General features: G+C 61.6%; 21 protein-coding genes. 3 read left to right on the top strand and 18 right to left on the bottom strand.

Translation table 11 applies throughout. The features are described 5' to 3' along the window. Positions 1 to 5 precede the first annotated feature (5 nt). Together ACQY1L_RS03760 and ACQY1L_RS03755 are read left to right on the top strand one after the other, a co-directional pair. Positions 6 to 3,317: an efflux RND transporter permease subunit gene (locus ACQY1L_RS03760; RefSeq protein WP_430242842.1), complete on the top strand. Its 3,312-nt coding sequence runs from the start codon at positions 6 to 8 to the stop codon at positions 3,315 to 3,317. A 187-nt stretch (positions 3,318 to 3,504) separates the two neighbouring features. Next, a complete protein-coding gene (locus ACQY1L_RS03755) occupies positions 3,505 to 4,191 on the top strand; it encodes a Crp/Fnr family transcriptional regulator (RefSeq protein WP_062455259.1) in 687 nt (228 codons plus the stop codon). 107 nt (positions 4,192 to 4,298) lie between these two features. On the opposite strand, the gene ureG is transcribed toward ACQY1L_RS03755, so the two are convergent. From ureG to urtA, 18 genes are all read right to left on the bottom strand, one after another. Then, the gene (gene ureG / locus ACQY1L_RS03750; RefSeq protein ID WP_062582696.1) at positions 4,299 to 4,910 is read right to left on the bottom strand and encodes an urease accessory protein UreG; all 612 of its coding nucleotides are present in this window, start codon (positions 4,908 to 4,910) and stop codon (positions 4,299 to 4,301) included. Positions 4,911 to 4,952: 42 nt separating this feature from the next. Then, positions 4,953 to 5,654 (bottom strand): urease accessory protein UreF, encoded by a 702-nt coding sequence (locus tag ACQY1L_RS03745; RefSeq protein WP_244476123.1) that lies wholly within the window; start codon positions 5,652 to 5,654, stop codon positions 4,953 to 4,955. A gap of 6 nt (positions 5,655 to 5,660) precedes the next feature. After that, complete coding sequence (ureE, locus tag ACQY1L_RS03740; protein ID WP_062457838.1) at positions 5,661 to 6,137, bottom strand: urease accessory protein UreE; 477 nt, start codon at positions 6,135 to 6,137, stop codon at positions 5,661 to 5,663. 103 nt (positions 6,138 to 6,240) lie between these two features. Then, positions 6,241 to 6,924 carry a TIGR02117 family protein gene (locus ACQY1L_RS03735; RefSeq protein WP_430242838.1) on the bottom strand — a complete coding sequence of 228 codons (684 nt, stop codon included), beginning with the start codon at positions 6,922 to 6,924 and terminating at the stop codon, positions 6,241 to 6,243. Positions 6,925 to 6,949: 25 nt separating this feature from the next. Next, complete coding sequence (gene ureC / locus ACQY1L_RS03730) at positions 6,950 to 8,659, bottom strand: urease subunit alpha (RefSeq protein ID WP_430242836.1); 1,710 nt, start codon at positions 8,657 to 8,659, stop codon at positions 6,950 to 6,952. Between the two features lie 3 nt (positions 8,660 to 8,662). After that, positions 8,663 to 9,070, bottom strand: coding sequence for a PIN domain-containing protein (locus ACQY1L_RS03725; protein WP_430242834.1), 408 nt, complete (start codon positions 9,068 to 9,070; stop codon positions 8,663 to 8,665). Continuing rightward, complete coding sequence (locus tag ACQY1L_RS03720) at positions 9,067 to 9,336, bottom strand: AbrB/MazE/SpoVT family DNA-binding domain-containing protein (protein WP_062582687.1); 270 nt, start codon at positions 9,334 to 9,336, stop codon at positions 9,067 to 9,069. Before ACQY1L_RS03720 ends, ACQY1L_RS03725 begins: the two co-directional genes overlap by 4 nt. 84 nt (positions 9,337 to 9,420) lie before the next feature. Further along, on the bottom strand, positions 9,421 to 9,837 hold the full coding sequence (locus ACQY1L_RS03715) for a lysozyme inhibitor LprI family protein (protein WP_174196334.1): 417 nt from the start codon (positions 9,835 to 9,837) through the stop codon (positions 9,421 to 9,423). Next, the gene (locus tag ACQY1L_RS03710; RefSeq protein WP_062455246.1) at positions 9,834 to 10,139 is read right to left on the bottom strand and encodes an urease subunit beta; all 306 of its coding nucleotides are present in this window, start codon (positions 10,137 to 10,139) and stop codon (positions 9,834 to 9,836) included. The genes ACQY1L_RS03715 and ACQY1L_RS03710 overlap by 4 nt, the downstream gene beginning before the upstream one ends. An 11-nt stretch (positions 10,140 to 10,150) precedes the next feature. Beyond that, positions 10,151 to 10,414, bottom strand: coding sequence for a DUF1272 domain-containing protein (locus ACQY1L_RS03705; RefSeq protein ID WP_430242830.1), 264 nt, complete (start codon positions 10,412 to 10,414; stop codon positions 10,151 to 10,153). Between the two features lie 10 nt (positions 10,415 to 10,424). Beyond that, positions 10,425 to 10,727, bottom strand: a complete 303-nt coding sequence (locus tag ACQY1L_RS03700) for an urease subunit gamma (RefSeq protein ID WP_062455242.1) — start codon at positions 10,725 to 10,727, stop codon at positions 10,425 to 10,427. A 33-nt stretch (positions 10,728 to 10,760) separates the two neighbouring features. Beyond that, positions 10,761 to 11,585 carry an urease accessory protein UreD gene (locus tag ACQY1L_RS03695; protein ID WP_430242828.1) on the bottom strand — a complete coding sequence of 275 codons (825 nt, stop codon included), beginning with the start codon at positions 11,583 to 11,585 and terminating at the stop codon, positions 10,761 to 10,763. Continuing rightward, positions 11,522 to 12,676, bottom strand: a complete 1,155-nt coding sequence (locus ACQY1L_RS03690) for an alpha/beta hydrolase family esterase (RefSeq protein WP_430242825.1) — start codon at positions 12,674 to 12,676, stop codon at positions 11,522 to 11,524. The genes ACQY1L_RS03695 and ACQY1L_RS03690 overlap by 64 nt, the downstream gene beginning before the upstream one ends. Positions 12,677 to 12,878: 202 nt before the next feature. Next, on the bottom strand, positions 12,879 to 13,574 hold the full coding sequence (gene urtE / locus ACQY1L_RS03685) for an urea ABC transporter ATP-binding subunit UrtE (RefSeq protein ID WP_113165714.1): 696 nt from the start codon (positions 13,572 to 13,574) through the stop codon (positions 12,879 to 12,881). Positions 13,575 to 13,758: 184 nt separating this feature from the next. Continuing rightward, entirely contained in the window at positions 13,759 to 14,520 is a 762-nt protein-coding gene (gene urtD, locus ACQY1L_RS03680) for an urea ABC transporter ATP-binding protein UrtD (protein WP_430242822.1), read from the bottom strand. A 4-nt stretch (positions 14,521 to 14,524) separates the two neighbouring features. Beyond that, complete coding sequence (urtC, locus tag ACQY1L_RS03675; protein ID WP_430242821.1) at positions 14,525 to 15,700, bottom strand: urea ABC transporter permease subunit UrtC; 1,176 nt, start codon at positions 15,698 to 15,700, stop codon at positions 14,525 to 14,527. Then, positions 15,697 to 17,304, bottom strand: a complete 1,608-nt coding sequence (gene urtB / locus ACQY1L_RS03670; RefSeq protein ID WP_430242819.1) for an urea ABC transporter permease subunit UrtB — start codon at positions 17,302 to 17,304, stop codon at positions 15,697 to 15,699. Before urtB ends, urtC begins: the two co-directional genes overlap by 4 nt. Before the next feature lie 208 nt (positions 17,305 to 17,512). Then, positions 17,513 to 18,805, bottom strand: a complete 1,293-nt coding sequence (urtA, locus tag ACQY1L_RS03665; RefSeq protein WP_062455231.1) for an urea ABC transporter substrate-binding protein — start codon at positions 18,803 to 18,805, stop codon at positions 17,513 to 17,515. A gap of 240 nt (positions 18,806 to 19,045) precedes the next feature. Here urtA and ACQY1L_RS03660 point away from each other — a divergent pair, with 240 nt between their 5' ends. Next, on the top strand, positions 19,046 to 19,483 hold the full coding sequence (locus tag ACQY1L_RS03660) for a hypothetical protein (RefSeq protein ID WP_430242817.1): 438 nt from the start codon (positions 19,046 to 19,048) through the stop codon (positions 19,481 to 19,483). The last annotated feature ends 3 nt before the right edge of the window (positions 19,484 to 19,486 follow it).

Raw genomic sequence — 19,486 nt, 5'->3', positions numbered from 1 at the left:
CGAAGATGAACTTCTCCGCCTGGTCCATCCGCAACCCGATCGCACCGCTCCTCGGCTTTGCCCTGTTGCTGTACGTCGGCATCCAGTCCTTCTATGCGCTGCCGATCACCCGCTTCCCGAATATTGACGTGCCCGTCGTTTCCGTCACCGTCGTCCAGTCCGGCGCATCGCCTGCCGAACTGGAAGTACAGGTGACCAAGGAGATCGAGGATGCCGTCGCCTCGATCAGCGGCATCGACGAAGTCCAGTCCACCATCACCGATGGCCAGTCGCAGACGGTCGTCGTGTTCCGCATCGAAAAGCCCACGCCGGAAGCGGTGCAGGATACCAAGGACGCGATCGACAAGATCCGCGGCGACCTGCCGGCCGGCATCGAGGAACCGATCGTCATCAAGGTCGATGTCGAAGGACAGGCGATCCAGACATTCGCCGTCTCATCGCCGAACATGACGCTCGAAGAACTCTCCTGGTTCGTCGACGATACGGTGACACGGGCGCTGGAAGGCCAGGCCGGGATCGGCCGTATCGACCGTTACGGCGGCTCCGATCGCGAAGTGCGCGTCTCGCTCAATCCCGCCAAGCTCGATGCCTATGGCATCACGGCAGCCGACGTGAACCAGCAGATCCGCGGCACCAACGTCAATCTCGGCTCCGGCCGTGGCCAGGTGGCGGGCAACGAACAGACGATCCGCACGCTCGGCGATGCCCGCGATGTGGCGCAACTGGCCGAGACGTCGATCAGCCTTTCCAACAACCGTTTCGTGCGGCTGTCGGAGCTCGGCACCGTCACCGATACCTACGAGGAGCAGAAATCCTTCTCGCGCTTCAACGGCACGCCGGCCGTCACCTTCGCGGTCTTCCGCGCCAAGGGTGCGAGCGAAGTCTCGGTCGCCGAAACCGTCGCGGAAAGCCTCGACGGCGTGCGCAAGGCGCATCCCGACGTTGCGATCGCCATGGTCGACGACTCGGTCTATTTCACCTACGGCAATTACGAAGCGGCCCTTCACACGCTGGTGGAAGGCTCGATCCTTGCCATCATCGTCGTCATGCTGTTCCTGCGCAACTGGCGCGCAACGCTGATCGCAGCCGTCGCCCTGCCACTGTCGGCAATCCCCACCTTCTGGGTGATGGACCTGATGGGGTTCTCGCTCAACCTCGTTTCGTTCTTGGCGCTGACGCTTGCGACCGGCATCCTGGTGGATGACGCGATCGTCGAGATCGAAAACATCGCCCGCCATATCAAGATGGGCAAGACGCCGTACAAGGCAGCACTCGAGGCGGCCGACGAGATCGGCCTCGCGGTCATCGCGACGAGCTTCACCATCATCGCCGTGTTCGTGCCCGTTTCCTTCATGCCGGGCGTTCCGGGCCAGTATTTCATCCAGTTCGGTCTCACCGTCGCCTTCTCGGTCTTCTTCTCGCTGGCGGTCGCGCGCCTGATCACGCCGCTGATGGCGGCCTATCTGATGCGCGCCGAAGACGGGATGGAAGACCACCACGACAATGACGGCTGGATCATGCGCGCCTACACGCGCCTGGTCACCGGCACGACCCGCAAATGGTACTGGCGCTATGCGACGCTTCTCGGCGCCATCGCCTTCCTCGCAGGATCGCTCATGCTGCTGAGCCAGGTGCCCGGCAGCTTCCTGCCGCCGGACGATTCCTCTCGCGTCGTTCTCTCCGTCGAGCTGCCGCCCAATGCGACGCTGGAGGAGACCGCCGAGACATCTGAAAGGATCGACCACGCGGTTCGCGATATCGACGGCGTCGAAAGCGTCTTCGTGCTCGGTGGCGCCTCGCCCAAGGGCGATCTCGAACTGCGTCGTTCGACCGTTCGTGTCATCCTCGAAAACATCGACCATTCGCTGATCAAGACGCTGGTCAACAAGGGGCTGGGCAGCCTGCCGCTGATCGGCTCTTCTTTGCCGAAAATGGAAGAACATGGCCGTACCCGTCCGCAATGGGACGTGGAAAAGGACATTTTTGCCGCAATCCGCGATATCCCGGACGTGCGTATCTCGAAGGTCAACGACCGTGCCGAGCGCGAACTGGCGTTCAACTTCCTCTCCGACAACGAGGCGGACCTGAACGATGCGATCGGGCTCCTGGAATCGCGCCTGCGCGCTTCGCCGATCCTTGCCAATGTTTCCTCCGATGGTGCCTTGCCCCGGCCGGAACTGCAGATCCGTCCGCGTATGGCCGAAGCCGCGCGCCTCGGCATCACGCCGCAGCAGATCTCCGAAACGGTGCGCGTCGCGACCATCGGCGATATCGACGCCAATCTCGCCAAGATCAATCTGGATGACCGGCAGATCCCGATCCGTGTCCAGACCTCGCTCGATGTGCGGCGCGATCTGGCATCCATCAAGGCGTTGAAGCTTCGGACTTCAAGCGGCGCCACCGTGCCGCTTGCGAGCGTTGCCGACGTGGACTATTCGGAAGGCCCGAGTTCGATCAAGCGAAACGACCGCAACCGCGTCGTGGCGATCGGCTCCGACGTCCCCTTCGGCACCGCCCTCGATACGTCGTCGGCCGAGTTCAAACGCATCGTCGACGAAACCAACCTTCCGCCATCCGTTCGGCTGGCCGAAAGCGGCGATGCCAAGGTGCAGGCGGAAATGACCCAGAGCTTCGGCAATGCCATGCTGATGGGCCTGCTTCTGGTTCTGGTCGTGCTGATCCTGCTGTTCAAGGACGTCATCCAGCCGCTGACCATCCTGTTCTCGCTGCCGCTTGCGATCGGCGGCGTGGCGGTGGCCCTGATCGTCACCCAGAACGCGCTGTCGATGCCGGTTCTGATCGGTATCCTGATGCTGATGGGGATTGTCACGAAGAACGCCATCCTGCTCGTGGATTTCGCCATCGAGATGAAACGCCACGGACTGGAGCGTGTTCACGCCATGGTCGAAGCCGGCCGCAAGCGCGCCCGCCCGATCATCATGACGTCTATCGCCATGTCGGCCGGCATGTTGCCCTCGGCGATGGGTATCGGCGAAGGCGGATCGTTCCGCGCCCCGATGGCAATCGCCGTGATCGGCGGCATCATCGTTTCCACCGTCCTGTCGCTCCTCGTTGTCCCCGCCTTCTTCCTCATCATGGACGATCTTTCCGGCCTGCTCGGGCGGATCTTCGGTCGCCTGGTCGGCAAGAAAGAAGAGGAGGATTTCGGCCTTTCCAACGAGGAACTGACCCAGGAGAACCGTGACCTTGGCGAGCGGCTTCGCCGGCTGGAACGCGAAAACGGCATCGACCACGATATGCTCAGCGCCTCTGGCGGCGCCAAGGTCCTGCGGCTTCCGCCCATGGCTGCGGAGTAAAATCACCGGTCCAAGCAAGCGATTCCGGGTGGGGCAGGAGACGTCGAAGGGTGCGGAAATGCAAAAGCGCATCCCGATCGCAAAGAATCTTGGACGATTTGATCGACGTCAAAACGCGCTTCGGAGCACGTGTTAATTTAGAATAATTACATTCTAGGAAGCTCCCCGCCAGAAAAGAAGAACGGACATGGGCAACGGCGACATCAAACTCAACAATCGCGACCGCGCGGTTCTCATGAAAACGCCTTTCATGCACGGCCTGACCGGTAACTCGCTGGTCAAGATGCTGTCGGCGATGAGTGTCGAGACAGTGTCCGCCCGTGACCTCATCGTGCGAGAGGGCCAACGTGCCGAAGCGTTTTACTGTGTGCTGAATGGCTATGTCCGCCTCTACCGGCTGAGCCGAGACGGGCGCGACGCGGATATCCGCATTTCCGCACCGGGAGATACGTTCGGCGAGTGCATGCTTTATGCGGACCGGAAGTATCCCTTTTTCGCCCAGGCCGCAGAGACCTGCACGCTGGTGCGTTTCGACCTGCAGACGGTCAAGGATCTGGCTGAAGAGGATCCCGGTATCTCCCGCGCCGTGATGACGACCCTGTCGCGTCATCTGATCAGCACGATGGACTGTGTTGCCAACGACCGGCTGTTCACGGCGCCGCAACGGGTGGCAAACTACATCCTCAGCCGCTGCCCGGTTGACGGTGGACCGGCAGCGATCCGCCTGCCGTTCCAGAAAAGCCTGCTCGCCGGCATGCTGGGACTGGCTCCCGAAGCCCTGTCGCGCGCCTTTTCGTCTCTGCGCAAGACAGGTGTCACGGTTCGCGGCCGCATCATCCAGGTGGTGGACGTACAGGCGCTGCGGGAAATCTGAACCGTCGAAGCAAGTAACCCGGGAGGCCGGCCCGAGCAGGCCGGCCACTCGCGTCAGCATGGCTTGCCTCAAAGGGTCAGGAAACCGCAGACCTCGTCATTGCGATCTCACAGCCCGCCCTGCGTCTCCAGAAACCGCACCACATGCTCGACGCCCTCGCCGCGCTTGAGGTCGGTGAAGACATGCGGCTTCATCTCGCGCATCCGCGAAGCATCCCTGTCCATCACGTCGATATCGACATCGACGTAAGGCGCCAGGTCCTTCTTGTTGATGATCAGGAGATCGGAGCGGGTGATACCCGGCCCGCCCTTGCGCGGAATTTCCTCGCCCTGGCAGGTGGAGATCACGTAGATTGTGATATCGGCGAGATCCGGGGAAAACGTCGCCGCCAGATTGTCGCCGCCGGATTCGATGAACACGATGTCGAGATCAGGAATGCGCTCGTTGAGACCGGCGATCGCCTGAAGATTGATCGTCGCATCCTCGCGGATCGCCGTATGCGGACATCCGCCCGTCTCGACGCCGACGATCCGGTCCGACGACAGCGCCTGCATCCGCACCAGCGCTTCGGCATCCTCTTTCGTGTAGATATCGTTGGTGACGACTGCGACCGAATATTTGTCGCGCATCGCCTTGCAGAGCTTTTCGGTGAGCGCCGTCTTGCCGGAGCCGACCGGCCCGCCGATCCCGACGCGAAGCGGTCCGTTTGCCGATTTCATGAGGACATTCCTTTCGATTGCTGCAACAGCTTATCCCGGTCGCTAGGACCGGAACAGCCGCGAATGCTGTGTTTCGTGGCGAAGCGAGGCGATCTCCGCCTGCACGGCGGCACCGCCGAGATCATCGAGCGTTGCGCCTTGTGCCTTGGTCGCAATCTCGCCAACCAGAGCCTCGAGACCGGCCAGAATGCCGACGCCGTGGGCCTGACCGCACACACCAAGGCGGATGCCGGCTGAGACCGATTGCGAGACAGCCGCATGCAGATAGGCGGCGATTGCGCTCGTCTTCGGCACGCCATGGGCCGCCGAGATGGCGCCGACCGCGATCGGAAAGGGCACCTGTTTCGGCAAAAGCTGCAGCACAGGGTGCGGCCAGGCGATGGCCGCCGTGACGAAGGCCTGGCCGAGCGATAACGTTTCCGCATGACGCTCTGCCGAGCCTACCAGCGCCAGACCGAGTTCGGAGAGGTCCTTCAACGCGTCGGGTTGATCGACAGCCTCGAAAGCGCTCGAAAACAGAACCGCATCGTTCCAGAGCGAACCGTGAAGCAGGATGGTTTCGAGCCAGGATGCGAGATCCGAGGCCGATGTCACCAGCCGATCCGCCACCGCGCGCTCCAGCCCGCCCGACCAGGCAAAGCCGCCGATCGGAAAAGCCGGAGACAGCCATGCCATCAGACGGAGCAAGGCGTGCGTATCTAGCCCCTGCCCAAGCTTACCCTGCAGACCCACGTCTTGCATCATACCGGTTCAGTCATGGGCGTGATGACCGTGACTGCCGTGATCATGGCCGCCATGCGCGTGATAGGCGCCGCGGGCCGGCTGGAAGGGTTCGTCAATGTCGGTGACGGTTGCGCCGAGGCCCTGCAGCATGGAACGGATGACGTGATCGCGCAGGATGAGGATACGGCCGTCCTCGATCTGCGCCGACAGGTGCCGGTTGCCGAGATGCCAGGCAAGCTCGATCAGGTGCAGCGTATCGCGCGCCTTGACCTCGAACAGCTTTTCCGGCGCCGCCTGCACTTCCACCGTATCCCCGTTCTCAAGCACCAGCCGGTCACCATGGTGAAACAGCACCGCTTCCTTGAGATCGAGCATCACCATGTCGCCGTTCGACAAATGCAGCAGCTTGCGGCGCAGGTGCCGCAGATCATGCGGCAAGGTGACGACATCCACCGGCGGATCGCTGATTTCACCGGCGGGACGATAGGAATGGATATGCTGCATGAAAGTCTCCTTGAAGGCGGCATAATCACCAAGCGCGATGCTCGGCACAAGGCCTAGTTACGCTCCCGGCTGCAAAATCCGTGGCCGGGAAAAGCATGGGCCGTCAATTGAAAATCCGGAGCGACAGCGCCAGCAACTGCGGCAGTGGATTCCACAGCCCCGTGCGCAGTCCCGCGGCCCTCAGCGCCCGCGCGGTCCAGGTGTTGCAGCCGACAAGCGCGTTGAACGATCCATGCGCTTCAAAGAAGCGGTCATAGACGCCGTAGCCTGCGCCGGGGATGGGCACGACCTTGTTATCCACCTCCACAAAACTGGCACGAATGAAGTCGGACATGGCTTGGAATTGATCTGCATCGAGATCGAACGCCTGCACGGCCGGATGCGTGTCGTCTATGCCGCCGGCGACATCGACATGCACGACCGAGGAATCGATGGTCAGCGCGCGGAAGGCCGGCATGGGTTTGAGATCGGCCCAGGTCGGCGTTTCCAGATAGAAGGACCGCCCTCCCCAACCGATCACCAGCCATTCTGCCGCGGGATCGGCGACGGGAATGCCTGATGAATCCAGAAACGAATAGGACGCCCGCGTTTCCGCATCGAGCGGGATGACGAGATCCGTATGGATCGGGTTCGAAAGAACCAGAATCCGGCGCGTGTTTTCGGAAGCGTGCGGGGGATCCGGCGCAAACAGTGGCCGCGGCACGAATGTGCCAACGGCGACGGCGAGAACGATCAGGATAGCGATTGCCGGGATCGCCAGCAGCAACCGCCTTGCAAGCCTCTTCATGCGCCGTGTCCGGGAAGGTATTGCATCAGAAGAGGAAGTACCGCTGTGCCATCGGCAGAACCGTTGCCGGCTTGCAGGTCAGGAGCTCTCCATCGGCGCGCACTTCGTAGGTTTCCGGATCGACCTCCACATGCGGCGTCAGCGAATTGTGAATCATCGACGCCTTGGAGATGCCGCCACGGGTATTGCGCACAGCGAGAAGCTTTTTAGCGACCCCCAGCCTGCCGACGATGCCCGCGTCGAGCGACGCCTGGGAGACGAAGGTGACGGAGGAATTGGTGCGCAGCTTGCCATAGGCTGCAAACATCGGGCGATAGTGCATCGGCTGCGGCGTCGGGATCGATGCGTTTGGATCACCCATCGGTGCTGCCGCAATCGAGCCGCCGAGCAGCACCATTTCCGGCTTTACGCCGAAAAAGGCAGGGCTCCAGAGTACCAGATCGGCGCGCTTGCCGACTTCGACCGAGCCGATTTCATGGCTGATGCCGTGCGCGACCGCGGGGTTGATCGTGTATTTGGCGATATAGCGTTTGACGCGGAAATTGTCGTTATCACCGGTTTCGTCGGGCAGATGACCGCGCTGGCGTTTCATCTTGTCGGCCGTCTGCCAGGTGCGGATGGCAACTTCGCCGACGCGGCCCATCGCCTGGCTGTCCGACGAGATGATCGAGAAGGCGCCGATATCGTGCAGGATGTCTTCGGCTGCGATCGTCTCCTTGCGGATACGGCTTTCGGCAAAGGCGATGTCTTCCGGGATCGACGGCGACAGGTGGTGGCAGACCATCAGCATATCGAGATGTTCGGCCAGCGTGTTGATCGTGTAGGGCCGCGTCGGATTGGTCGAGGACGGAATGACGTTGGGATTGCCGCAGATCTTGATGATGTCAGGCGCGTGACCGCCGCCGGCCCCTTCCGTGTGGAAGGCATGAATGGTGCGGCCCTTGATGGCGCCGATAGTGTCTTCCACGAAGCCGCTTTCGTTGAGCGTATCGGTGTGGATCATCACCTGCACGTCGAAAGAGTCGGCGACTGTCAGGCAGTTGTCGATGGCGGCGGGCGTCGTGCCCCAGTCCTCGTGCAGCTTCAGCGATGACGCGCCGGCGAGGATCATCTCCTCGAGCGGTGCCGGCAGCGAGGCATTGCCCTTGCCGGCCAGCGCGAGGTTCATCGGAAACGCATCAAAGCTTTCGATCATCCGCTCGATATGCCAGGCGCCGGTGCAGGTGGTGGCAAGCGTACCGTGCGCCGGTCCCGACCCGCCACCAAGCATCGTCGTGATGCCCGACATCAGCGCTTCCTCGATCTGCTGCGGGCAGATGAAATGGATATGCGCATCCATGCCGCCGGCGGTCAGGATCTTGCCTTCGCCGGCAATCGCCTCGGTGGATGGTCCGACGATGATCGTCACGCCCGGTTGCGTATCCGGATTGCCGGCCTTGCCGATCGCATGGATCCGGCCGTCCTTCAGACCGACATCCGCCTTGTAGATGCCCGAGTGATCGACGATCAGCGCATTGGTGATGACAGTATCGACAGCACCCTCGGCCCGCGTTGCCTGGCTCTGCCCCATGCCGTCACGAATGACCTTGCCGCCACCGAACTTGACCTCCTCGCCATAGACGGTGAAATCCTTCTCGACTTCGATGATGAGTTCGGTATCGGCAAGCCGCACCTTGTCACCGGTGGTCGGGCCGAACATGGAAGCATAGGACGCGCGGGACATTTTGTAGGGCATGGATCAGACTTCCTGAGAAAGCAGAATGAAAGGCATGTTCTTGGCGGCGGCGTGGTCGAGTGTCACGGTTGGTGACGCGCCGGCAGCCGTGTTGAGTTCGGCAATAAAGTAATCGGCAAAACCGGCAGTTCCCGTCCTGAACGACGCAAGCGCTCTGGCAACCGCATCCGCCTCGCCAATGACAAGACGATCGGACGAGATAAGTCCTTCGATAAGGCTGGCCAATCGTTCGCGATCGTAACCAGATTTGCGACGCAGTACCCAGACGAGTTCCACCAGCGTGATGGGATTGATGAACCCCTGCCGGCTCGTGGAAAGACTTTCGTCGAAAAACTGGGCCACCTGTGGCGACCAAAGAGGGTCATCGTCCAGAAAATATCGAGCAAGAATATTGGTATCGAGACCGATCAAGGATCATCCTCCGAGCGACCGGGAGACGTTCGGCGGGCGACCGTCTCCGTGATCGCCTCCTCGATATCCATTGGCGGGCCCTCGTGCTTGCCGAAAATGCCGCGCAGATGCGAAAGATCGCTCTTCTTCGCCTCGACGGTGACCTTGCCCTCGTCATCAACGATGAACTGCACCGAGCCGCCCGGCTTCAGGCCGAGCGCCTGACGCACCTCGACCGGGATCGTTGCTTCGCCATCCGTCGATGTTTTGGCTTCGAACCTGCCCATTATCGTGCTCCGGAGCTATCGATAGCGCCTAGTTTACCGCAAAAATTCCTGCCTAACCAATGTCGCTTCTGGAGCAGCAGAGGCTCAGTTCCCCTCTTCCGTCAGCTCCTTCAGCTCGTCCGTCCGCTTCGCGGTCAGCCCTGCCTGACAGCCGTAGATCAGCATCGGTTCCATCGATCCGCCGCGGGCCTGGAAGCCGTAGGAGGCGCATTGGGCGTCGCGGTAGGCGACCCAGGCGCGTTGCGCTGCGACGAGGGCTTTCTCCGCACCTGCCGTGGAGGGATCGGCATCCGCATCACGGGCCCGCATGAGGTCGCGGGTCTTCTTGTATTGAGTGTTGAGAAGCTTGTCGGCGGCGATGAATTCCTGCTCGGCGCAGTAGGTCAGTTCCATCTGGACCTGGGCGTTGTCGCAGTCCACGTCCGGCCTGTCCTCGCCGGATGCCGGAGCATCGATCAGGAGCACGCAGCCACAGGCGGCCAGAAGCGCCAGCGATTTCATAGGGCACCCATGATCTTCTGCTGGAACCCGTAGACCTTGCGGGCGCCGGACAGCGGGATCAGCGTGATCGACCGGGTCTGACCCGGTTCGAAGCGAACGGCGGTGCCGGCGGGGATATCGAGCCGCATGCCGCGCGCCTTGTCGCGATCGAACGCAAGTCCGTTATTGGTCTCGAAGAAATGGTAGTGGCTGCCCACCTGCACCGGCCGGTCGCCGGTATTGGAAACCTCGATCGAGATCGTCGGGGCGCCGACATTGAGTTCGATCTCGCCTGCAACGGTAAAGACTTCACCGGGTATCATGGTCCACCTCCTCAGGCGCTCAATGCTAATTTTGGCTGGCAGCCTTCGGCCTTCAGAACACGCACCGTCGAGGCCGGATTGTTGACGAGTGCAGCAGCCGGGCGCACCGGACGACGCACCAGTTCACCATTGCAATTCGGGCAGATACCGGCAAGCACGCTCGTAGCGCAATCGATGCAATAGGTGCATTCGAACGTGCAGATCATCGCCTCGCGGCTGTCGGGCGGGAGATCCTTGTCGCAGCATTCGCAGTTGGGGCGCAGTTCGAGAGCCATGGCGAACTCCTCAGCGGATCGGTTCGTGCACGGTGACGAGCTTGGTCCCGTCCGGGAACGTCGCTTCCACCTGCACGTCGTGGATCATTTCAGGGATGCCATCCATCACCTGGTCGCGGGTGATGACATGCGCGCCCTCTTCCATCAAAGCGGCCACGGAGCGGCCATCGCGCGCACCTTCCACCACATAGTCGGTGATCAGCGCGATCGCTTCCGGATAGTTCAGCTTGACGCCCCGCTCCAGGCGACGACGGGCAACGACCGCGGCCATGGAAATCAGAAGCTTGTCTTTTTCGCGTGGGGTGAGGTTCATGGGCTTCCCGCAATCGGCGTCATCAATGACAAATCAGATGTTCCAGACTTTCGGCACTGGCGCGCCGTTACGCAATACGGAAATTGCCGGTACCAGGCTTTTTCTGAGCTCGAACCCCGTCGGTGCCGTGAGACGCGCAACGATCTTGCCGTTGAAGAAGCTCGCCCCGCCGGACGTGGGCCCGAGACAGTCCCTCAGCTTCGGAAACAGAGCTTCTGCCAGCGGTCCGGAATAGAACAGCGTCGCGAACGCGACCTGGCCGGAGAGAACGGCGGCCGCTTCCGCCAGCCGCGCGATATCGCCGTCGAAACGCATTTCTTCCGCATGAATGAGCGAGCCCGCGCGCCGGACACGCCAGCGATCCCGGAAGAAGCCGAGATTGACCGCTTCGCCCATCATCTTGCGACCGAGAATGACGGCCTCGACGGCGAGGAATTCGGCGGTTTCGGCGAGATCCACATCGAGCCTGCGCGTCAGCGACGAACGGTCGAACAGGATGGTTTCCTGCGGCAACCAGTGGACGGAAGCGTTTTCGCCGACGGTGATATGAGTGGAGACGGAGGCCGTGTCTGCGGCCGCCTTGTAGATCTTCTCGTTGGCCTGCGTGGTCACCGAGAGGCGGGTGGAAGCGGATGCGGCGACGGACCAATCGATCACGTCGCCGCCCGTCAGTCCCCCTGACGTGTTGATGAGGATCGCCTCCATTTCAGGCGAAAAGGTTTCCGGAAGGCGTATTTTTGCGCAGCCTTCCTGGAAGAACTGGTCAAGCCGTGTGCGCCCGGCAAACGCCTTGGTTACAAGGCGTCCCGAACCCCTTGCCCGCTGCGGCGGGGTGTCGCCGGCTGAATGCTGCTGCACGTCGTGTCCTGCATGTTGATCTGTGTCGAGCAGTCAGACGCAACAGTCGTGCCAGACTTCAAACTGCTGGAGGATTTCGCAGGCGCGGCCGTGGCGACCATATCCGTCGTGTCGGCCTTCGAGAAGAAATCCCACATGCGGAAAGCCGGGTCGACATTGGCGTCGAAGGCAGGCTTGGCCGGCACGACGCTCGAAACCTTGGTGACACCGGCAACGCCATCCTTGGCGGCAGCCATCACCGCTTCCCGGGCTTCCGAAGGCCTCGGCCAGTCATGCGTGCCCTTTTCGAAGACGTAGGTCGCGATGCGGGCGCCGTTGGTGCAGGTGCCGTACATCGTGTAGGTCACGCCTTCGACCGTCTTTGCGTTACCGTTGCCCTTGCAGCCGTCGAGATCGGTCCAGCGCTTGATCGCGGTCTTGAAACCATACTGCCAATAGGCGCTGCCGCCGCCGGCATAGGGGTTCTGGGCATCTTTTTCGCCCGCAAAGGCCACGATCGAGATCGGCTTGGCCGGATTGCAGTTGGCCGCGTCCGGGCCCCACTTGCCATCGGTCTCGACGGGACGACCGGCGCGCAGCGAATTGACGAAACCGGCCGCGACGAAATCGTCTTGACCGGAGCAGACATAGGCTGACAGCATGCGGCCGCCACCGGAATAACCCGAGGCAAAGATGCGGTTCGGATCGACGCAAAGGTCATCCTTCACCTCTTCGACGGCATCCTCGATAAAGGCTATCTCGTCCTGGCCGCCCTGGGCGCCATTAGGAAGAATAGCCTGGCTCACCTGCACATGCGGAACGTTCCAGCCATAGGTGCCCGGCGCCTTGCCGGACAGGCTGCCTTGCAGCGCCACGGCGATAAACCCGTTCTTTTCGGCAACCTTGTCCCAGGAAGAGCGCTTCAACTGGCCGACCGGATTGGAGTTGCTGCCGTGAAAATCGAACACGACGGGCAGTTTGTCCTTGCCTGTATAGGAGGACGGCACGAAGTAGACGGCCTGGCGTTCGATACCGTCGGTCTCGATGGTGACCGGGTGGAGACCCGGCGTCATAGGCTGGCCACAGCCGGCAAAAGCGGCACCTGCGGCCAAGAAAAACGCTCCGGTCGCGGTAGCGCGAAGGGCGGAGCGGGAACGAGAACCAACAATGCGTTCAAAGACCATCAGCGCCTCATCATGGGGTGCGGGGGTTATCTACGATGTTCGGAAGATGCGTTCATCTGCTGTTCATCTAGCACACAGGCCCAGGCTTTGAAACAGCGTTAACGAATAGAAGCCATGCAAACATTGACCCCTAAACAGTTAGGTGTCGCCTTGCTTCTGCCGTATCCAGTGTCTCAGCGGCGCCTTCGTGCACGATCTCGCCACGATCCATAATATAGACATGATCTGCCAGCTCCCGGCAGAAGTCGAGATACTGTTCGACCAGCAGGATCGCCATGCCGGTACTGTCGCGCAGGTAACGGATAGCCCGGCCGATATCCTTGATGATCGACGGCTGGATGCCTTCGGTCGGCTCGTCCAGCACCAGGATTTTCGGCCGCGTGACCATGGCGCGTCCGATCGCCAGCTGCTGCTGCTGGCCGCCGGACAGATCGCCGCCGCGGCGCCCGAGCATGGATTTGAGCACCGGGAACAGCGCGAAGATGTCATCCGGGATAAACTTGTCCTTGCGCTCCAGCGGTGCGTAACCGCTTTGCAGGTTTTCCTGAACGGTGAGCAGCGGGAAGATTTCGCGCCCCTGCGGCACATAGCCGATGCCGTGCCTGGCGCGGTGATAGGGTGCAAGCCCGTTCAACGTCTCGCCCTGAAAGCTGATCGTACCCGCTGACACCGGGTGCTGCCCGGTGACGGCGCGGAGCAGCGACGACTTGCCGACGCCGTTTCGACCAAGCACGCAGGTGATCTTGCCCATGTCGGCCTTGATCGACACGCCGCGCAGGGCCTGGGCTGCACCGTAATGGAGATTGACGTTTTCGACTGTCAGCATGGTCGGTCTCTTTTCTCTTTGTGTCGGCCGTTCGAGGATCGACAAGCTTGCCGCACCCCTTCACCTCCCCCTTGAGGGGGGAGGTCGCAGCGAAGCTGCGGGTGGGGGTGACCGCCGGGATCCCAAAGATCACTCCACCCCGGCGCTTTGCGCCGACCCTCCCCCTCAAGGGGAGGGTAATCCCTCACCGTCCCAGATAATTCTCAATCACCTTCGGATCGTTCGACACGAAATCGATCGACCCTTCGGCCAGCACCGATCCTTCCGCGAGACACGTCACCTTGACGCCGAGGTCGCGGATGAAGCCCATGTCGTGTTCCACCACCACGACCGAGCGGGTCTTGGCGATTTCTTTCAGCAGCAAGGCGGTCTCGGATGTCTCGGCATCCGTCATGCCGGCGACCGGTTCATCGACCAGAAGCAGCTTCGGTTCCTGCGCGAGCAACATGCCGATCTCAAGCCACTGTTTCTGGCCGTGGGAAAGATTGGCGGCATATTCGTTTTTGCGGTGGGACATGCGGATCGTCTCGAGGATCTCCTCGATGCGCGCCTTGTCGTCGGCAGACAGCGTGTAGAACAGCGTGCCGAATACAGTGCGCGACCGGTTGAGCGCCAGTTCGAGATTGTCCCACACGGTGTGGCTTTCGAACACGGTCGGCTTCTGGAATTTGCGGCCGATGCCGAGCTGGGCGATATCGGCTTCGTCCTTCTTGGTGAGGTCGATCGTGTCCTCGAAGATCACCCGGCCGGTATCGGGACGCGTCTTGCCGGTGATGATGTCCATCATCGTCGTCTTGCCGGCACCGTTCGGGCCAATGATCGCGCGAAGCTCTCCCGGTTCGACCACGAGCGACAGCGAATTGATCGCCTTGAACCCGTCGAAGGAGACGGAGACGTCTTCCAGATAGAGCAGGCTTTTCGTGCGTGTTTCGGCAATCGTGTTCATCGTCTCACTCCGCTGCCTGAACCTGTCGGGCGACCGGGACCGCCCCGGCATCCCTGCCCTTTTCCGCCTCGACCGCCGCCTTCAGCGCCTTGCGGCCATCAAAGCCGTGCTGGATGGTGCCGACGATGCCGCGCGGCAGAAACAGCGTGACGGCAATGAACAGGCCGCCCAGCGCAAACAGCCAGATCTCCGGGAAGGCGCCGGTGAAATAGCTCTTGCCGGCATTGACGAGGATGGCGCCGATGATCGGGCCGATCAGCGTGCCGCGGCCGCCGACCGCCGTCCAGACGACGACTTCGATCGAGTTGGCAGGCGCGAACTCGCCCGGATTGATGATGCCGACCTGCGGCACGAACAGCGCACCGGCAATGCCGGCGAACATGGCCGAAACGACGAAGGTGAACAGCTTGATATTTTCCACCCGGAAGCCGAGGAAGCGGACCCGGCTTTCCGCATCGCGCACGCCAACCAGCACCTTGCCGAATTTCGAACGGGTGATCGCCGAGGCGACCAGCAGGCAGAGAGCAAGCATGATCGCCGACATCGCAAACAGCGCTGCACGGGTGCCGCCGGCCTGCACGTTGAAGCCGAGGATTTCCTTGAAATCGGTCAGGCCGTTATTGCCGCCGAAACCCATGTCGTTGCGGAAGAAGGCGAGCAGCAGCGCATAGGTCATCGCCTGGGTGATGATCGACAGGTAGACGCCGTTGACGCGGCTCCGGAAGGCGAACCAGCCGAAGACGAAGGCCAGCAGGCCGGGCACGACCAGAACCATCAGCATCGCAAAGGCGAAGTGATCGAACCCGTACCAGAACCACGGCAGTTCCTTCCAGTTGAGGAAGACCATGAAATCGGGCAGCAGCGGATTGCCGTAGGTGCCGCGCGAGCCGATCTGGCGCATCAGATACATGCCCATCGCATAGCCGCCGAGCGCAAAGAACGCGCCGTGGCCGAGCGAGAGGATGCCGCAATAGCCCCAGACCAGATCGAGTGCCAGCGCCAGAAGCGCGTAGCAGAGATACTTGCCCATCAGCGCCATCGCATAGGTCGGGATGTGGAACGCGCTGTCTGGCGAGGTCAGGAGATTGAGCGCCGGGACGAGAATGGCGACGCCGAGCAGGATGGCGATGGCAACGACGATCTTGCCTTCGAGTGCACGCAGAATGAAGCCGGTAATCATGCTTCGATCGCCCTTCCCTTGAGCGCGAAAAGACCGCGCGGACGTTTCTGGATGAAGAGGATGATGAGAACCAGAACCAGGATCTTGCCGAGAACGGCGCCAACCGAGGGTTCGAGGAACTTGTTAAGCACCCCGAGCGACAGTGCCCCGACCAGCGTGCCCCAGAGATTTCCGACGCCGCCGAACACCACGACCATGAAACTGTCGATGATGTAGCTCTGGCCGAGATTGGGCGAGACGTTGTCGATTTGGCTGAGCGCGACGCCGGCGATACCGGCAATGCCCGAGCCGAGCGCGAAGGTCAGCGCATCGACCCATGGCGTGCGGATGCCCATCGACGACGCCATGCGGCGGTTCTGGGTGACGGCCCGCATATTGAGGCCGAAGGCGGATTTCTTCATCACCACCAGCAGCGCAAAGAAGATCGACAGCGAGAAGATCACGATCCACATGCGGTTCCAGGTGATCGTCATGCCGCCAAGCGGGAACGAACCGGACATCCACGACGGGTTGCCGACTTCCTTGTTGGTGGGACCGAAGATGGAGCGGATCGTCTGCTGCAGGATCAGCGACACGCCCCAGGTGGCGAGCAGCGTTTCCAGCGGCCGGCCGTAGAGAAAGCGGATGATACCGCGTTCCACGACGAAACCGACGGCACCGGTTACAAGAAAAGCGACCGGCAGCGCAATCGTCAGCGACCAGTCGAACAGGCCCGGCGCGTGGCTGCGGATCACTTCCTGCACCATATAGGTGGAATAGGCGCCGAGCATGACCATTTCGCCATGCGCCATGTTGATGATGCCCATCACGCCGAAGGTGATGGCAAGACCGATCGCGGCCAAGAGCAGCACGGAACCGAGCGACACGCCGTACCAGACGTTCTGGGCCAGATCCCAAAGCTGCTGCTCGTTCTGGATGGCTTTGATCGCCGCATCGAGATCGGCTTTCAGGCTCGGATCGATCGTTGTCGAGACGGAACTCAGGATGCCGAGCGCACTGCGCCCGCCAAGATTTCCCATGGTCTGGATGGCGGCGCGCTTTTCGTCGAGCGAGCGGTCGGAGGAGAGCACCGAGACGGCGCGCGCCTCTTCCATGCGGAACTTGACGTCGCGGTCGGTTTCCTTGGCAATGGCAGCCTCGACCAGATCGAGCGCCTCCGCACTCGGCGACAAAAGGATCGCATCGGCTGCGGCAAGACGGACACCGCGATCCGGGCTCATCAGCGTCAGGCCGCCAAGCGCTGCACGAATGGCGCGCCGCAGCGTATTGTTGACGCGGATCTTGGTGACGGCACCCTTCGCGACCTGGCCAGCGCTCTCCGCCGTCACCGGATCGATCAGATCCAGCTGCGAACCGGCGGGTTTGGCCACGAAGACGGCCTTGTCGGCCTTGCGGAAATAGAGATCACCCTCGGCAAAAGCCTCAAGCGCCGGCACAACGCGGATATCGCCACTGGTGGCGATCTGTGCGACGATCGATTCAGCCTGACCGAAATCGGCATCGGCGAGCTGGTTAAACAGCGGCTTTGGATCCGCCCCTTGCGAAAAGGCTGGCGCTGCAAACGAAAAGATCAGAAAAATCAGCGTGAAAAAACGGATAGGCATATCTTTGTCCCCCGGATGGCCGCGTGGGGCGGAGGGCTCGATCGCCCCTCATCCGCCTGCCGGCACCTTCTCCCCGCCAGCGGGGAAAAGGATGATCGTCACGCCCTCACCGCCCCCCGGTCACGCTCTCGCGTGCCCAAGTCCCCTCGCCCCGCTTGCGGGGAGAGGGTTAGGGTGAGGGGCAACCTTAACTATGGCCGAGACTGTATCAGCTGCCGCCCTTGCCGCCGCACTTGCCGGTTGCAACGTTGAAGTTGCCGCAGGACATCGGCTTGCGCCAATCGGAGATCAGGTCCTTGGAGTCCGGCAGGTAATCCGACCATTCGTCACCGACGACAGCCGGTGTTTCCTGGACGATTTCGAACTGGCCATCGGCCTGGATTTCACCGATCAGCACCGGCTTGGTGATGTGGTGGTTCGGCATGACGGTGGAATAGCCGCCCGACAGGTTCGGCACCGAAACGCCGATGATCGAGTCGAGAACTGCGTTCGTGTCGGTGGTGCCGGCGGATTCGACGGCCTTAACCCAGGCCTGGAAACCGATATAGGCGGCTTCCATCGGATCGTTGGTCACGCGCTTGTCGTTCTTGGTAAAGGCGTGCCATTCCTTGATGAAGGACGCATTGACCTCGGCATCGACGGACTGGAAATAGTTCCAGGCGGCGAGATGGCCGACCAGCGGCTTGGTGTCCAGACCGGCAAGCTCTTCTTCGCCGACCGAGAAGGCGACGACCGGAATGTCTTCGGCCTTGATGCCCTGGTTGCCGAGTTCCTTGTAGAACGGCACGTTTGCGTCACCGTTGATGGTGGAAACAACGGCGGTCTTCTTGCCGGCAGAGCCGAACTTCTTGATGTCGGAAACGATGGTCTGCCAGTCGGAATGACCGAACGGCGTGTAGTTGACCATGATATCGGCCTCGGCGACGCCCTTCGACATCAGGTAGGCCTTGAGGATCTTGTTGGTCGTCTGCGGATAGACATAGTCGGTGCCGGCGAGAACCCAGCGCTGGACGCCTTCTTCCTTGGCGAGATAATCGACCGCCGGAATGGCCTGCTGGTTCGGAGCAGCGCCCGTGTAGAAGATGTTGCGCGAGGATTCTTCACCCTCGTACTGGACCGGATAGAACAGGATCGAGTTCAGCTCTTCGAAGACAGGAAGAACCGACTTGCGCGACGACGAGGTCCAGCAACCGAAGACGGCTGCAACCTTGTCCTGCGAAATCAGCTGGCGGGCCTTTTCGGCAAACAGCGGCCAGTCGGAGGCCGGATCGACGACGACGGCTTCGAGCTTCTTGCCGAGAACGCCGCCCTTCTTGTTCTGCTCTTCCACCATCATCAGCATGGCGTCTTTCAGCGTCGTCTCGGAAATCGCCATCGTACCGGACAGCGAATGCAGGACGCCGATCTTGATCGTATCGTCGGCAGCGTATGCGCCCGAAAGCGCCGTGGCGGACATGGCAGCGGCAAGCAGCGCGCCGGTAAGTTTCACCCTGAATGTCATTGGTCGAACCCCTCTTCTTGTTCGTTCAAGCAACCGGAGATTTAACCGTTGCTTAACCGGACTATCGGCTGCTGCACCGCAAAAACGTATACGTCGAATGACGTATCGGGAGGGGTGAACCGGCCCGTTGGAGGGCAAGTCCTCTCCAGTCTGACAGTTTGCTGACAGCGGCACTCAGTGGCCTGTCAGGGGCCCGATGGCATTCTGCACTCGTCAACCAAATACGAGAGGAAACATGCCATGAAAACGAAACTTGCTCTGACGACCTTCGCCGCCGCACTCGCCCTCACCGCTTCGCTGCCACTGGTCCAGGCAGCCGTTCCCTTTGCCGGCACATCCGCAGCCTTTGCCCGCCAGGGTGCGGACGATGGTCCGAACCATGATGCCAATGACGACAAGGGTGGCAAGCGCGGCGGCAAGAGCCGCGACGACGCTGCAACCCATGACAAGAACGATGACAAGGGCGGAAAGCGCGGCGGAAAGAGCAGCGACGACGCCGCGACCCACGACAAGAACGACGACAAGGGCGGAAAGCGCGGCGGAAAGAGCAGCGATGACGCCGCGACCCACGACAAGAACGACGACAAGGGCGGAAAGCGCGGCGGCAAGAGCAGCGATGACTCTGCAAACCACAACAAGAACGACCACAAGGGCGGCACGCGCGGCGGCCACAAATAGGCT

It is taken from the genome of Neorhizobium sp. DAR64862/K0K3, assembly GCF_050500185.1.
Lineage (GTDB): Bacteria > Pseudomonadota > Alphaproteobacteria > Rhizobiales > Rhizobiaceae > Neorhizobium > Neorhizobium soli.
This window is presented reverse-complemented; position numbering and strand designations above follow the sequence as displayed.